7 protein-coding genes are annotated in these 15,948 nt (G+C 63.7%); 1 reads left to right on the top strand and 6 read right to left on the bottom strand.

The genetic code is table 11. From position 1 onward, the window contains the following. Positions 1 to 2: 2 nt before the first annotated feature. The 4 genes from IPL75_09345 to IPL75_09330 form a co-directional block, all read right to left on the bottom strand. Positions 3 to 1,556 (bottom strand): sulfatase, encoded by a 1,554-nt coding sequence (locus tag IPL75_09345; protein MBK9240459.1) that lies wholly within the window; start codon positions 1,554 to 1,556, stop codon positions 3 to 5. Between the two features lie 108 nt (positions 1,557 to 1,664). Beyond that, the gene (locus tag IPL75_09340) at positions 1,665 to 2,963 is read right to left on the bottom strand and encodes an MFS transporter (GenBank protein ID MBK9240458.1); all 1,299 of its coding nucleotides are present in this window, start codon (positions 2,961 to 2,963) and stop codon (positions 1,665 to 1,667) included. A 2-nt stretch (positions 2,964 to 2,965) separates the two neighbouring features. Beyond that, positions 2,966 to 3,658, bottom strand: a complete 693-nt coding sequence (locus tag IPL75_09335; protein ID MBK9240457.1) for a DUF1080 domain-containing protein — start codon at positions 3,656 to 3,658, stop codon at positions 2,966 to 2,968. A 124-nt stretch (positions 3,659 to 3,782) separates the two neighbouring features. Beyond that, positions 3,783 to 5,411 carry a Gfo/Idh/MocA family oxidoreductase gene (locus tag IPL75_09330; GenBank protein MBK9240456.1) on the bottom strand — a complete coding sequence of 543 codons (1,629 nt, stop codon included), beginning with the start codon at positions 5,409 to 5,411 and terminating at the stop codon, positions 3,783 to 3,785. 1,075 nt (positions 5,412 to 6,486) lie between these two features. On the opposite strand from IPL75_09330, the gene IPL75_09325 reads away from it, so the two are divergent. Continuing rightward, entirely contained in the window at positions 6,487 to 6,828 is a 342-nt protein-coding gene (locus IPL75_09325) for a hypothetical protein (protein ID MBK9240455.1), read from the top strand. Between the two features lie 2,115 nt (positions 6,829 to 8,943). Here the strand turns inward: IPL75_09325 and IPL75_09320 are convergent. Together IPL75_09320 and IPL75_09315 are read right to left on the bottom strand one after the other, a co-directional pair. Beyond that, positions 8,944 to 15,456 carry a hypothetical protein gene (locus IPL75_09320; GenBank protein ID MBK9240454.1) on the bottom strand — a complete coding sequence of 2,171 codons (6,513 nt, stop codon included), beginning with the start codon at positions 15,454 to 15,456 and terminating at the stop codon, positions 8,944 to 8,946. 4 nt (positions 15,457 to 15,460) lie between these two features. Then, positions 15,461 to 15,946, bottom strand: coding sequence for a DUF1772 domain-containing protein (locus IPL75_09315; GenBank protein MBK9240453.1), 486 nt, complete (start codon positions 15,944 to 15,946; stop codon positions 15,461 to 15,463). Between the last annotated feature and the right edge of the window lie 2 nt (positions 15,947 to 15,948).

Here is a 15,948-nt window from a genome sequence, read left to right as displayed (position 1 = left end):
GCCTATTTCCCCCTGAGCCGGGCCACCGCCCCGTCCACACCATTGGGCAGCTGCACGTCGGCCAACTGGTCGTCGTCTCGCAGCTCCCGTTTCAGTCGCACAAGCTCGGCTTTCAACGTGGCCGTCAGGGCTTCCTGGCCGGGCTGACCGTACAGATTGTGGAGTTCGTACGGATCGTTGACCAGGTCGTACAGCTCCCACTGGTCCTTCTTCCAGAAGGTGATCAGTTTGTGCGTCCGCGTGCGCACACCGTAGTGTGCCCGCGTGTTGTGGTCGCCGGGGTCGTGGTAGTAGCGGTAGTACATCGAGCTGCGCCAATCGGCCGGAGTGCGGCCGCGCAGCACTGGGGCCAGGCTGCGGCCCTGCATCTCCGCAGATGCCGGGAGGCCGGCCACCTCAAGGAACGTCGGGGCAAAGTCCACGTTGAGGCCGAGGGCGTCACTCCGGGTGCCCGGCTTGATGCCCGCCGGCCAGCGCACCAGGAACGGCATGCGAATGGACTCTTCGTACATGAATCGCTTGTCGAACATGCCGTGGTCGCCCAGGAAGAAGCCCTGGTCACTCGTATAGACCACCATGGTGTTTCTGGCGAGTCCGGCCTTGTCGAGGTACGCAAGGACACGCCCGACGCTGTCGTCCACCGACTGCACGGTGGCCAGGTAGTCCTGCATGTAGCGCTGATACTTCCAGCGCGTGAGTTCCTCGCCCGTCAGCGTCACGTCCTTGCCGTCACGCACGATCGTCACCGACTGGGGTTTGGTGCCGAACCACCGCGTGAGGTCCGGGCCCACCAGGCCCTCCGGTGGCGTGAGCTTCAAGTCGCGATTCGTGAGGTCTTCTGCCACGCGCTGCTGGTTCTCATGCAGCGCGTCCGTTCTGGTGGCGTACGAATCCCAGAACGTGACCGGTTCGGGAATTCGCTGGGCCGCGAAGTGCGCGCCATGTTCGTCGTTGGGCTGCCACGGGCGATGTGGCGCCTTGTGATGCATCATCAGGAAGAATGGCTTGTCCCGCGCCCGGTTCTGCAAGAAATCCAGCGCGCGGTCTGTGATGACATCGGTGGCGTACTCGCCCTTGTACACCTTCTCGTCGGTGGCCGTGTAGAACACCGGATCGCGATACACCCCTTGCCCAGGCAGAATCTCCCAGCGATCGAATCCCACCGGGTCGCTGCCCAGATGCCACTTGCCCACCATGCCGGTGTAATACCCGCCCTGCTGCAGCAGCCGCGCCACGGTCATGCGCGAACTGTCGAACCGATTGAACATGGTGACGCCGTTGATATGCGCGTACTGCCCCGTCAGGATGGCCGCCCGGCTTGGCGTGCAGATCGAGTTTGTGGCAAACACCGACGTCAGCAACGCGCCTTCGCGCGCCAGGCGATCCAGATGCGGCGTCTTGTTCACCTTCGAGCCATAGGCGCTGATGGCATGCGCCGCATGGTCGTCGGTCATGATGTAAATGATGTTCGGACGGCCGCCGCGCGGCGTCTGCGCCGGCGTGGCCGACGTGACCGCGCCCAGGACGACGAGCAGACCAGTGCACAACACTCTCATCATGCGTTTCTCCTTGGCCTTGCCCAGTCAAAAAGCCGCGGCCTTGAGACCCAGGCCGCGCTACGAAACCGCCTTTCGTAGGGCGCGCTGGGTCTCAAGCGCGCCGATCTACGTGGCCGCGGGTCCCGAAGCAGGGGGCCGGAAGAACAGCGCCAGTGCAATGGCTCCGATGGACGCCGCCGCCAGCGGCACCATGAACAGGCCCTTGAAGTCCGTGACTCCGCCGGTGGTGTAGACGCTCTGCATCAGCCACGGACAGATGAAGTTGGCTAACAGCGCGCCGATGCCCAGAATCTGCAGGTTGAACAATCCCTGCGCGCTCGCCCTGATGTTCTTCGGGCTGTACGCATCCACAAAGATGTAGACCGTGGCAAAGAAGAACGCGTAACAGATGCCGTGCAGGATCTGCACCGCGATGATCATGGCGGCGCTGGCCGGGAACAACGCATACACCGCGAACCGCGCCGCATGCCCCAGGATGCCAATCACCATCGTCGTCCGCCAGCCGAGTTTGACCAGCGTCGCGCCCAACACCAGCATCGTCAGAATTTCGGCGACCTGGCCGATGCTCATCACGGGCGTAATCCAGTTGGAGGCGATGCCCACGCCGCCTGCCTCGCGCGCGGTGCCGAGGAACACGCCAGTCCAGTTGAAGTAGGCGTTGTGCACGAACGAGTCAACCAGAGTGACCAGCCAGAGCACCAGGATGAACGGATGCTTGAGCAGGCCGAAGGCTTCCGACCACGCCGTGCCGCCGGCACCGGCCGGGCGAGTTTGCGGCGCGGATTTCGGCAGCACGAGGCTGAATGCTGCCAGCGCGAGTGACGCGAGCCCGGCAACGATGAATGTCCAGCGGGTGGCGGCTTTGGCGGCATCACCGGTGAGCGGATTCGCGAGTGCGGTGCCGAGCCAGTTCACCAGGCCAATCGGCTGCGCGGCATCCACGGCCGCCCAGTTGACGAAAATGAACGTGAACGGCCAGGCGGCAAGGATCCAGCCGATGGTGCCGCCCATGCGCACGATACCGAACTCCTTGTCGGGGTTCTTCATGTTGGCGAACGCGATCGAGTTGGTGATCGAGATCGTCGGCACGTAGAGGAGGCAATGCACGAACATCAGCGCAAAGAACGGCAGGAAGGAGCGGGTGAACCCACAGCCCAGAATCGCCAGTCCGCCGACTAGGTGAGACAACGCCAATACGCGCTCAGGGGATGCCGACCGGTCCGCCCATTGGTTGCTGAAGAACATGCCGATGATGGACGCCACGGGGAAGGCGCTGAGAATCAGCGACTGCTCAAGCGGGGTGAAGCCCAGACTCGGCAGGTACCCGAAAATCAACGGAAGCCAGGCGCCCCAGATAAAAAACTCGAGCACCATCATCACGAACAAGCGCTGGCGTGTATTCATGGTTACTGCAGTCTCCGCACACGCACGTTGCGGTACTGCACGCGTGCCCCGTGCTCCTGAATGACAATGTGTCCTGACTTGTTCATCCCGTACGCCGGCCACTGGTTGAACTTGCTCTTCTTCACCAGCGCTGTCCATTCCGGCGTCCACAACTCGTACTCCACCACCTTCATCCCGTTGAGCCAGTGCTCGACGTGGGCGCCGTTGACCACCAGCTTGCTCTGGTTCCACTCACCGATGGGCTTCGACATGTCGTGAGGGGGCGCCTGAATCGCGTAGTTGGCACCAGTGGAGGTCCGGGGATCTTTGCCGTCGGGGTGACGCGCGTTATCCAGGAGCTGATACTCGGGACCGCTGTGATACGTGGCTTCAAGATTTTCTGACACGCGGAACATGATGCCGCTGTTGCCCCCGGGCGGCAGTTTCCACTCCCACTCAAGCTCGAAGTTGGCGTACTGCTCGAGGCTCACCAGATCCGAATCGACCGGACGCCCGGTGGGCCGTCCTGCCCCGGTCCAGGTGATCGTGCCGTCCACGATTTCCCACCCGGCCGGCATGCCCGGCTGCTTGAACCCGCGCCAGTGCGTCGAAATATCCTTGCCATCGAACAGCGACACCCAGCCCGACTGAGCCGACACCGGCGCCGCAGCCGCGAGCGCTACACTGATCGCCGCTGCGGCGAGACACTTCGTCATCAGTTCCCCAGTTCCTCAGTTCCTAAGTTCCCCAGCGCCGGGGGGCGCCCCCGGGCCCCGGCGCCCCGCTACGAAAACCCCGCCCGGGGGCCGCGCCCGGGCCCGGGCCGCCCCCAAAACCTTCCTAAAGCGAATACCCCGCGCGATAGGTGCGAGTAAGGAATTCGTTCGCGGCGTCGTTGTTCGTGATGCGCATATTGGCGCCGTCGTAGTGGATCTTGGTGTTGGCGCGCAGCGACGCTACACCCAGCAGCATGATCTCGGTCAGGTGTGCGGCGTAGGAGAAGGGCGACGAGATGGTGTCTTTGCCCTTGATGGCGTTGACCCAGTTCATTTCGTGCGCTTGATGCGGCACGCGCACCATCTTCTCTTTCGGCGCGCCATACGAGTTGTGCTTGTCGGCCGGCAGCAACCGCGGGTTGGCGCCGTAGGTGTCCTGCAACATCTTGCCCTTGGAGCCGATGTAGAGCACGCCACCCTCGCCACTGAGCCGTTCCTCGCCGATCTCTTCCGGCTTGGGCGGCGTCAGCCCACCGTCGTACCAAATCATTTTCACGGCCGGCTTGCCGTTGCGCGCCGGGAACTCGTAGTACGTGGTGGTGGCATTGGGATAACTCACCAGGCCCGCCGTCGGCCGGCGTTCAAACGGCGTGGACGTGGTCTCGATGATCGTCGGCAGCCCGAGGTTCAATCCCCACACCGGGTGATCGATCAGGTGCGCGCCCATGTCGCCCAGCGCGCCCTGGCCCCAGTCCACCCAACCGCGCCAGTTGAACGGGTGATAGACGGGGTGATACTCCACGTCGGGCGCGACGCCCAGGAACAGATCCCAGGCCAGTGTGTCCGGTGCGGCGACGCCACTGGCGGCCATCGTGGCGGCCAGCCGGCGCGTGATCGCGCTGTTGTTCCAGTTGGTCGGCGGGTTGCCGGTCATGGCAGCGGGCCGAGGAATGCCCTGCGGCCAGAACGCCAGCGGACGATTCGTCCACACATGCACTTCCCTGATGTCGCCGATGGCACCCGCCAGATAATCCTGCCCTCGCCGCGCATCGTCCTGCGAATGGCCCTGGTTGCCCATCTGCGTGACGACTTTCTTTTCGAGGGCCTTCTTCGCCAGGTGTCGCGCTTCGTGCACCGACCAGCACATCGGCTTCTGCACGTACACGTGTTTGCCCATGTCCATCGCGTTGGACGCGATCACGGCATGCATGTGGTCAGGCGTGGCGACGATGATGGCGTCGATGTCTTTTTGTTTGGCGAGCATGTCGCGATAGTCGCGATACTTGGCGACTCTCGGAATCTGCTCGTCCACAAACTTCTTCATGTCCGCCGTGCCGCCGGCGGGGGTCCACTTCGCGTCGGCCTCGGCCTGCAGCTTCGACTTGCCGAATTCCTTCCACACTGGGCGCGGCGGACCCGCCGGGGCCTGCGCGGCCCCTCCGCCACCCCCACGGCCGCCGCCACCGCCGGCCGCACCAGCCGCCGGCGCGGGCGGATAGATCCGGTCCTTCCATCGCGTCAGCGACCTCTCGAGCAGCACGTCGTCCACGTCACAGATGGCCACGATGTTCTGGCTCATGCACGCGGCGGTGTTGTTGGAGCCCATGCCTCCGACGCCGACGACCGCGATGTTCAGGGTGTCGCTGGGCGCCTGGAATCCGCGGCCCAGCACGGAGCGGGGCACGATGGTGAACCCCGCGCCGGCAATGGCGGCGGTCTTCACGAAGTCACGACGAGTGGGTTGATCGGCCATAAGACTAGAGCCTCGCTGAATGGTGGGACAGACGCGGCAAAGGTACACCATGCGGGGCATGGTGATCTACGGGGATCTGCGCGCAATATCTCAGGCCGGAGGTGCCCAAAAGCGGTAGCGCCGCCAACTCTTCGCGCTCCGAATCGACAATAACGGCGATTTGGCTCTGAAGACGGGATTGTTCGACAAGCCAGATCGAGTGTCGTCAGCCGAGACGTTCCGGGGGCACCTGGGCATCGCGAAACTCTGGCGACGTCTGCGGGGCCACCTTGGCCGACCAGACCTGCTCGCTGATCACGATATGGCGCACAAGAACGGCAGCCGTGATGAATTTCCGCCAGTAGTCAGACGCTTGCTCACTCGGGCTTCTGTTTAATCGAACGCTCCGACAGGGAAACGCCCTGATGCATCGCGATCGTGTAACCACCACAGTTCCGTGCCGGCCCGTGCCAGGACGTGATTCAACCTACGGACCACTCCGACCGCTGAGTCCACCACTTCTGTCACCTGCTCCAAGGAAAGCGACAAGATCGCAAGCTCCTTCTCCTGGCGACGGGTCCGCGGGTCGACGCCAGCAGAGGGGTGTGCCAATGCGTCTCGCAGTTGTTTTGCAAACTTGGCAATCGCCTGCCATTCGTGACAATTGCTCTCCTGCAAGGGCGCATGCTTCACGTTTAAGATTATTCGCTGATAGGCGAGAAATTTCTCGCTCAGAGGGCATCGGCCGGTCCCCTGTGTCCCAATCCGCCAATTCGTCCCTCTGCTTCGGCGACAGCCCGCCGCCTCCTGCGCGCAGGCAGTCAAATGCGACACCATTGAGATAGGCCTCAACAAAGTGCAAGGACGCCAAAACTGTTGCCCGACTCAGTGCAATCTCCTGCTTGAGCAGCTGTTTGCTTCCGCCGGAAGTCCACCGCGGCTCAGTGCCAGCCATGTTGTAGAGAGCTGCCATGTCCTCGAAAAGACTCGCCTCCAAGAGAAAAATCTCAGGGTGCGGACTTTCAGGATAGTGAGTTCCGTCTGGGTCGAATGAAACCCTCGCGTGAGCGGGAAACCGCTCGGATCCCGTAAGGATTTGCGAATAGTCGACAAACATCGATCGAAGCGTGAAAAGCGGCAGCCAAGAGACTCGCTCAGCGCCGGCATCCTTCATGTCTTTGTAAAGCTGCCGGACTTCGCGCGACTTGGCGGTCACCCTGAAGTACTGGCGAACCTCGAACAGGCGGCCTTCCGCCGCATTGAAGAAGGTTTGCAACTCCTTCTTGGTGGCGGTCTCAATGAAGGCCAGGTCGGCCTTTCGATTTGCGCGCCCGGGCTGGTCCAGAGCACACGAGAGGCACAGGACGGCCTCCAGCTCTCTGACGAGCTGCCCGCAATCCCGCCGGAGTCTCTCTTTGCCTGTCGTCAGGCCCTGTGATGGCATCTTCTTCGAGTCCCAACTACCTACCGCTGGCAAAGGCCAACCACTGCTTGGACGCCTCTCGGTCTGGTCTCAGTTTTAGTCACTGGGCGTAACCGCAAGCGATTCAATGGACGTTGGCGTCCAGGGAAGGGACTCGTATTCGGCGGCGATGCCAAAGCTAGATTCCAGGAACTCCACGGCTGCCTTCCGGGCCTCGAGGTCTGATTCGTAGGCCGGATAGCCGTCCGAGTACACCACTAAGTTGTCGGGAGTGGTTATCGCAAAACGATGACCATTTTGCCCATGCCTAACAATCAGAAGGTACCCATTCTTTTGTGCGCGGTGAGCGTTCATCACCCAGCAGGCGAAGCCGCCATCGCCGCTGAGGCAGCCGTGATGTTGTCAGCGTAGATCCCAGATAAAGCATCCGACCGCGAGGAGAGACACCCCGACAATCACTCCGAAGGCCCTCGCGAGCCTTAAGTCGGCATCCTGCGTCTCGGTCCTGGCATCTGGGATCAGGCGGGAATGGCCATGGCGAAGGAAATCGTCAAAAGGAAGAAGCCTACCGTGCCGTCTGCGGTGCTCCGCAGGATCTGGCTAGTTCTGGGCTGTAGTCCCACTTGGGTGAGGCAATACCTGCAATTGAGGCTGCAGACGACCCCAGACTTCCAGCCGCCAAAAGAATCGACGATGACAGTCCAACGAAAGCGGAGGCCCACTGAAAGAACGTCTTCCGGTGCTGGGTCATGGGCGGTGATTCTAGCCCAGTAAGCCAGTCAGAATCGGCGACTTGGAAGCCCGGCGAATTTCAAACTCAACACTACCGAATCTTCTTGAAGCTGAGAATCAGGGCGTTGGACGGATCTCGGACGGCATTGGGGTCCGATTCCTTGAAAAAAGGGCCGCCAGATGAGCTCGCAGCGCGGTCAGAAGTGGTTCCTTCGCCGCTTCTCCTCTCTGAACCGCAAATGCGGTCATCAAGACCCACCCAACAGGGAGGCTCAGGTTCTCAGGCTGCGCGTAAACGCCGTTAGTAAATGCCACCAATTCACCGAGGGTGAACGTGCCTCCGGCTGCCATGACGGCCAGAGTGGAACTCGCCGCAACATCCTGTTCGCCCCCCCCGGCCTCCACCCATCAAGATCCCCGCCAAGTGAGGGCTCGAACACCTGGGTCGTTGGGCAACAGTTCCCAAAAACGTCCGTTGTTCAGCCCAAGAGTCTCCTGAGTTGATTGGGGTGTACCGACCATGTCTCTAACCTCTGCGCCGCTTCGAGCACCTGCAAACAAGACCGAAAGCACGAAGACGACCACCGTCTGACGAACCATAATCTGCATCCCCCTCGTCAGCGTGCTGGGTCATGCCGCCGACTTGTGATCCACGGCCTCCGCTCACTGACGGGCCGAGCCTAGCACGAAGAACTGCAAGGGCCGAAGACACATGCGGCGTTTTCGGCGGAGGTTTTGAACCCAAGACAGCCGGCGGAGGCGCGGGTCTCTCCCTTTGGTCCGCGCAATTGGCATTAGGTGACCCGCAGAAGGCGACGCGCTCCGCGCAGGCCCAAGTGCCGCGGCCTTGAGACCCAGCGCTACGAATCCCGGCGCCCCCCCCCGGAACCCCCCCAACGTGTCCACGCCCAAGGCCGCGCTACGAAATTCCGGACACGCACGGCGTCCCTTCTCCTTACAAGCCGCGCTACGTCACCCACAGGACATTCACGGACACCCGCGGCGGCTTCGGCGGGGGGACGTCGTGACGCCGACTCGGAGTGAGGCGACTGCGACAGGTCGAAACGTGCGCCGGAGTCGATGACCCCAAGCGTGGGGATGGGGGCCCCCACGCGGTCTGACGGCAGGACACGCCGGCGGAGGCGCGCGTTTCTCGCCTCACTCCGCGGAGGCGACACGACGTGCCCCCGCTGAAGGCGCTGCGCTCCGCGCAGGTGAAAGAGCCGCGGCCTTGAGAACCAGGCCGCGCTACGAAATTCAGGACACGCACGCCATTCCTTCGCCCCCAGGCCGCGCTACGAAATTCGGGAGGCCGCGCGATGAACACGCACAACGTGTCCACCCCGCGAGGCCGAGCTACGAAATTCCGGAGGCCGAGCTACGTTCTCGAAAACGCGCCTACTTCGGTGGCGCTTTTTTCAACTGGGCGCGGGCGGCGTCGGCTTCGGCTTGCCGGGCGGTCCAGCGCTGCGCTTCCTGGGCGTTGCCGGCGGTCTGCGCGATGCTGATGAGCTGCTTGAGCAGATCTGCGTTGGACGTGGACTGGGCGGCGACCTCGCCCAGGCGAAGCGCGGCCTCGGCGCCGTCGGCCGCTGCGGTTCGCGTGATGACCAACTGCACGCGACTCAGATCCAGGCGGCCTTGCCGCGTCAGTTCCTGCAGGACGGGCAGATCAACCGCCGCCCCCACGTGGTCGCCCACCGACATCGCCAGTGTGGACGCCTTCAACGAGACAGGACTCCGGCGAAGCACCGCCGTGAGGTGGCGCGCGGCGGTCTGAGCGCCCTCTCGATCCCCCATCTGGTGGAGGCGCAGGGCCACAAGCGACAAGGCTTGAATGCCGGCATCCGGGTTGGCGGCCCCCTGCTCAAGCCACAAAGGCAACGCGCGCGCGACACCGGCCACCCACGCGCCGGCGCCCGGCCACGCGTCAGCCTTGACCGGAAACAGGGGCTTGAGTTGTTCCACACCGGCGCCGCTAGTGCCGAATGGACCCAGCAACTGCGCGTCGCCGGCTAGTCCGAGTGCGATCTGGTACTGCCGCCAGGCAAACTGCGCGTTTGATTGCGCGCTCGTCATCATGTCGCGCGTCTCAAAGTCGCGGCTCAGCGTCGTCTGCAATAACCGAAGCGCTTCATCGAGCGAGCCCATGTGCGCCCGCACAAACGACGCCTGCAGCACCTCGGCCCTGGGCCACGCCGAGGTCACCTGCATGGCCGCGGCTTCCTTCTGCAGCGACGGCAGGCTCAGGCCCGCTCCTGTCGCACGCACATACAAGATGTTCACGAAGCGCGCGTGCATCTGTTGCACCACCGGGCCGACCGGTGGCCGGCTCAGGGCCAGCATCTCCGCGACAAGCGCGTCCAGGCCGGCGGCGTCAAGGCGCGGCCGCGCCTCGTCGAACAACCCAAGGCCGGTAAACAACATCAGCCCGTTGTCGCGACCGTAGGCATCGGTCTGGGTCAGGTTCGGCTGCACGTTATTTGCGGCGCCCGCCAGCACCATTGTGGCCACGCGGATGTAGGTCTTCAGCGCGTTGTCCGGCTGGCCCGCCGCTGCATACAAGCGCGCCAGGAACATCTGTGACAACGCACTCTGGGCGCGGCTCAACAGACCACCGGCTTCGGCAGTCTGTAGCAGGTCCTTCGCACGTGCGCCCGGCTGCCTCGCTGCGAGGCCGAGCCAGACGGTCGCGTTCTTCTGGCCCATCTGGCCGGACGCTGCATCGGCCGATCGCCGCTGCAGTTCGTCATCGGCCCGACCGCCGCTGACATAGGCGTCCACCAGCATGTTGATGAAGACGTACTGCTTGTCGATGTCCGCGGCCCGCAGATTGCTGAGAAACGCTTCAAGCTCGGCGATGCCAAATCCCGATCGCCCCACGACCTCCGTGAGTTTGGCGGCCCGCGGCGTCACCTCCGCGGTTGTCAATTCGAGCGACTTCATCAAGCGGTCGTACGTGTTCAGCGTCCGGCTCGCCGTTGGCGGCGTGCCGGCCGGAGCGGCCGGCCGCAATGCGACCATCCCGCCAGCCGCAACCGGGACTGCGGGGGCCGACGACTCCGGCGCGTCGGCGGTCTTTGGATGCGGCTCGCCATCGAGCATGAGGAAGTCGCGGATGTACAGATACGGGTCGGCCTGGTCGCGCGCCTGGGCAAACTCGTTGATCGACATTCCGGCCGGCGGCAGCGTCTGCAGCAACGTCCGCAACCCCATGGCCGCCTCTTTCGGATCACCACCGGTTGCCAACGCCTTAATTTGATCAAGTGCGCGTTTCAGCGTCGGGAAACGCACGGTCGGCGCACCGGTCACCGACTCCATGTAGTAGTTGCGCACCACCGGCGGCGCCAGTTCGTCCACGGTCTGCGCGCCGGCGACCTTGACCACGTTCTCGGGGTAGTCGAGCTTCTGCCACAGCGAAATCAATTTGTAGCGGTACTCGCGATTGTCGGGCTTCAGGCGCGTCAACTCGGTCAGTACCTCAATCGCCTTGTTCGTGTTCCCCCACTGGTCGTACAGCGGATGCAGCAGGTTGCGCACCTGCTCGTTTTTCGGATGGCGATCGGCCAACCCCTGCAGAGCGGCCATGAGCTGTCGCGAGTCACCCGTCGGGTCGAAGCGGCTCAACTCCATGCGCAGGCTGATGAGCGCCTCTGTGAGGCCCGCCGGCGCCGACTCCTTCTGTTCCAGCAGCGCCAGCAACTCCCCTCTGTACTTCGGCAGCAGGAATGGTGCGAACGCACTGACGAAGCCGCTGTACGCGTACGGACTCGGAGCGCCTTGCGGGATGGCGGTGCCCGGCTGCGGCAGCGGCACATACATCTGCAGCGCGGCGTCCACAAACGCGGCAATGGCTTCCTGGTCGCGACCAAGGTCGCGCAAAAGGGACGCCTTCCAGTAGCCCACCTTGAACACCTGGGGATGCTTTTCGGCGAGGAACTGTTCAATCTCCTCCACGAGTGGCGCGTTGACGGGAGCAATCCCTGCCGAGAACGTATAGATCATGAAATTGGGCAGCAACGCGCTGCCGCTGCCTCGCTTGAGACTCCCCACCAGCGCGGCTTTCACCACCGTCATGAAGCGGGCGGCGCGCGGGGCGTCCATGGGCTTCTGCAGCACGATGCCCCACGACTTGAGCAACGTCAGCCAATTGAGTTCGGATGCCTTCGCATACCGATCGATGAAATCGATCTGGCGATCCGGAGCGAGACGGCTGATGACGTACGCCACGTTCAGCAGGCTCCAGTCCTTGCGCTGATTGACCAGCCGCCACAACCGTTCCTCGGCGATCAACGGTTGCCCCAGCACCTGCTCGACGCGAGTGAGGATCGGCACCTCGGGCACTTCGTACTGGTAGATCAAATCGAGCACGAGCTTCTCAGCGTACGTGTCGTCGTCGGCGATGATGCCCTGGATGTGTTGCGCGAGGCTACCGAAGTGACGTTCATCGAGACGCTGCCAGGCGTGGGTCGCCACTTCCGGAATGCCCGGCGATCGATCCGGCAACTCAATGGTGCCCAGGAAAATCGGCGGCTTGGGCGAGCCGGCGAACCGGGCCCACTGCCGGTAGGCCGTGAGCGCGGCGTCCTGATCGCCGGCGCTCAACGCCACACCGACATCCCGCATATAGTCGGCGCTGTCCATCGGCCGATTCGCCGACGCGGCTTCGGGCGTCGAATAACCCCAGCGTTCGCGCTCCTGCACGGCCTGCGCCGCCACGCTCGGATCCGCGCTGAACTGCCGGCGCAGTGCCGCATCGGCGCGATCGGACACGGCCGGCACGCCAGCGCCATACGCCAACGCGCGTAACGTCTGGGTATACACGGCCAGGCGCGGGAAATGTCCGAGGGGCGCGGTCGTCGTTTCTGACGCGGCCACCTGACGCAGTTCCTGATCGAACGCCGCTTCAATCGGAGCCAGGCGCGCCACGGTGGCGCCGGCCGGCGCCGTCGCCTGCGGCAGCGTCGCGAGCACCCCACTCAGCAGGATTTGGTAGTACCGCTTGTATTCAAACGTCACCTGAGTCTCGAGGGCCGGGGCCGGTCCGCTCCCTTCGATCTTCCGGTTCTGACGGCCCAGGACGCCGAGGAGGGCGCGCAGGTAGAGCTCGTTGGCGGTGTCCACCGCACCGGCACGTTCACGCAGGCGCGCCAGCCTCACCATCGTTTCGAGGTCGCTACTGTTGGCCACCAGCGCGCGCTCGTATTCCCTGATGGCCTCGCGATCAAATCCGCCCCGCTCAAACAACTTGGCGGCGTCCACCACCACCGACGTCCGGCCGGTGCGATCCACGGCGAGGTCGAACGCCCGTCTCGCGGCTGCCGGATCGTTCATCTTGATGAACGTACGGCCAAGATCCACGTACACGTCGGGCGGCAGCTCTTCACCCAGCGCAATGAGGCGCCTGGCGTACGCCACGTTGAGTGCCGCCTCTGGATTGGCCAGGCGAAGGCTGGCTTCGTACGTAGTGACCTCGGCCGTGGCGGCCAGCAGTTCGCGCAGCACGTGCGACCGGCGGCTGTCGGCGTGCGCCAGCGACGTTTCAAGCGTCGCGATGTAGGCCTTGGCGTCTTTGGTCTCCTCGGCCAGCTCGGCCAGCATCTCGTAGAGATACAACTTGTCATCGCGCGACGTGAGACGCTCCAGCGCGCGCCGCTGCGCCCACTTGATGGTGGTCTCGCCGGCGCGCATGTTGGTGATGCCGTCGATGGCCACGAGGAACAGCTCGTCGCTCTCGGCCGTTTCGGTCACGTACTGCAGGCTCGTCACGGCCTCGGCCTGACGGCCGGCCTGGCGCAGCAGGTCTGCGAGCAGCAGATGGTCGTCGGCGCGCTCGGGGTGCTGCGCAAGCGCCCGGCGATACGATTCCAGCGCCTGATCGCGGAAGCCCGCCATCTCAAGCACGCCGGCTTCGAACTCGGCGCCCACGGCATCGCCGCCCACTTTCCTGAGTTGGCCCAGCCACTCGCGTAACTGAACGGTGCCGTCCTGGCCATCCTGCACGCCATCGGCGCCGGCTTCGATCTGGTTCAACAACAACGACTGGAGATAGTCAACCTTCCGGTCGGGATCGACCTCCATCAGCCGTCGCGTCACACGGGTGAAGTCGGGATACTCGGCGAGCGCCAGGTAGATTTGCGCCTGCTCTTTCAGACTCTCGACTTCGGTCTTCGCATTGCCCTTCTGGGCTGCCGCGCTGGTCACCACCTCGATGGCCGAGACCGAGTCGCCCACCTTGGTGTAGATGCTCACGAGCAAGCTGACGTCGCGAGGGACGGCGGTGCCATTCGCGAGTTTCTCTTCCAGGTCCACCGCGAGTTCGCCGAGCGTGCCCAGTTCCGCAGCCAGCATCAGCAGCCGTTCTTCCACCAGCTTGCGCCGTGCCGCCAGGCTCTCGCTATTCCACAACTCCCGCCAGATCAGCAGGGCATCGTCTCGCCGACCGGTTGAATCGAAGAGCCAGGCCAGGCGCATGCGTTCGTCAATACTCAGGCCGCCCTTGCTGGCAGAGAGGCGCTCCAGTGTGGTGGCGGCGAGCTGTGGTTTCTGGATGCGCTCGTACGCGTCTGCCAACTCCGTTCTGAAGGGTGACTGGGCAGGCAGCAGCGCATCGAGCGCCGCCAGAGCAGCCTCGGCATCTGCGTTGGCCCCGCGCTGACGATGGAGTTCGAATTGCGCGAGGCGGACCTGCGCAGCGTCTTCGATGCCTGGACTGTTGGCGAGGGCCTTTTCAGTGGCGGCCACCGCCAGATCGTGCAGGCCAAAGTCGGTCATCGCATCGCTGCCGATGAGCAACGTGCCGACCACGGTGTTGCGATCGAGGAAGTCCTTCCACAAGGCGCGTGCGCTTTGCTGGTCGCCTTGCTCCAGGTAGTACTGGCTCAGGCCCTCCACCCAGTCGGTGAGCGCCGGCTCACTTGAAATGAGGCGGCGATATTCGGCCACCATGGCGGCATCCTGCCCGGCGTCGCGGTACATCCGCAACAACTCGCGGCGCATCTCAGGACCGAGCTGCTGGCCATTCGCACTCTTGAAGAGTTCGATGGCCTTGTCGTACTGCCCCGTCTGGCGCAACAGATCGATGCGCACGCTCTGGGCTTCCGGGGAAAGCGTGGGCTGCTGCGCAAACCGGTCCAGGAGCTTGTCGAGTGATTTGTCCAGCGTGTGGGCTTCCACCAGCAGGCTCAGCCCATAGTTGCGATCGCGATCGAAGGTCGCGGTTTGTACCGCCTGCCAGCTTTCGGTCTGCGCCTTGGGTGCGTCGCCCGCCTGGATGGCCCACTGGGCCACCCGGATATGGTGCCGAAACCGGTCGGTGCCTTCACCGAAGACCTGGTACAGGTCCGCCGCCTCTTTGTCGAAGTCGAGAATCGCGAGCGCGATCGCCGCGCGATTCCTGAAGTCACGCGGACTGGCTTTCGCCAACGCCACCAGGCCCTGCACATCCTTCGCGATGACTTCAGTGAATGTCAGGCGGAGGCGGATGGTCTCCTTCAGCTGCGGGTTGGTCGTGAGCGACAGCGCCTTCTGGTACCACTCGCGCGTCTCGTCCATCTTGCCAGACGCGTCGAACAGCCGCGCCTTGTGAAACACCATGTCGTCGTACGGATCAACGGCGAGTCCCTCGTCAGCCGCAGCCATGGCCGGCGCCATCCGTCCGTGCCGCCACTCGAGGTGGCTGCGCAGCAGGCACGCGTTTGCACGCGAACGTTTCGGCCGCGCGACATCCGCACACAGCGCGCCCAGTTGCCCGACCAGCGGGTCGATGGACCCGTCCCTGATGATGGCCTCGTTGTACAGCCGCTCAACCACCCGCGGCTCGATCCGCACGGGTACGGTGATCGTCCGCGCCTGCTGGGGAACGGTGCCCAGCAGGCCGGCGAACAGGGAAACGACTACGAACACATGCATGCGGTTATAGTCCGGCTCGATCGGCGCGATACGCTTTGGACCCGAAGTAGTACATCAACAGAATCCAGCCCAGCGTCATCAGCACCATGCGGATGTCGTTGAGCCACATCCACTTCTGCAGCAACTCGGTCACCTGGGCCTGGTCGGTCAGGCGGCCGGCCAGAATCTTGTTCACCGGAATGATGTGCAGGGTGCCGACGTAGGTGGCCGCGCCCAGGCAGGCAAGCGCGCCGATGCTGACCCACCGCATCCGCGTCTTCCAGTCCTTCCAGCACATGATCACGTGCCCCAGAAACATCAGGGGCACCAGCACCGTGAAGAACTCGGTGGCCGTGGACGTCTGTGGAATGAACTGATCGTAGTAGTTGTCCACCTTCAGGTTGTTCCAACTGGGAAACCAGAAGAAGTGGAGCGCCCAGAGCACGCCGACATACAGCGTTGTCCCGAAAAACACGAAGGCATTCGTGAACACGACCCATGGTGATTTCATGA

The sequence above is a fragment of the Acidobacteriota bacterium genome (assembly GCA_016716905.1).
Taxonomy (GTDB): domain Bacteria; phylum Acidobacteriota; class Vicinamibacteria; order Vicinamibacterales; family SCN-69-37; genus SYFT01.
This window is presented reverse-complemented; position numbering and strand designations above follow the sequence as displayed.

Bases quoted from the DNA above. Each gene is read 5' to 3' on its own strand.
- IPL75_09315 (MBK9240453.1), bottom strand. From the start codon at position 15,946: ATGAAATCACCATGGGTCGTGTTCACGAATGCCTTCGTGTTTTTCGGG.
- IPL75_09330 (MBK9240456.1), bottom strand. From the start codon at position 5,411: ATGGCCGATCAACCCACTCGTCGTGACTTCGTGAAGACCGCCGCCATT.
- IPL75_09345 (MBK9240459.1), bottom strand. From the start codon at position 1,556: ATGAGAGTGTTGTGCACTGGTCTGCTCGTCGTCCTGGGCGCGGTCACG.
- IPL75_09340 (MBK9240458.1), bottom strand. From the start codon at position 2,963: ATGAATACACGCCAGCGCTTGTTCGTGATGATGGTGCTCGAGTTTTTT.
- IPL75_09335 (MBK9240457.1), bottom strand. From the start codon at position 3,658: ATGACGAAGTGTCTCGCCGCAGCGGCGATCAGTGTAGCGCTCGCGGCT.
- IPL75_09320 (MBK9240454.1), bottom strand. From the start codon at position 15,456: ATGCATGTGTTCGTAGTCGTTTCCCTGTTCGCCGGCCTGCTGGGCACC.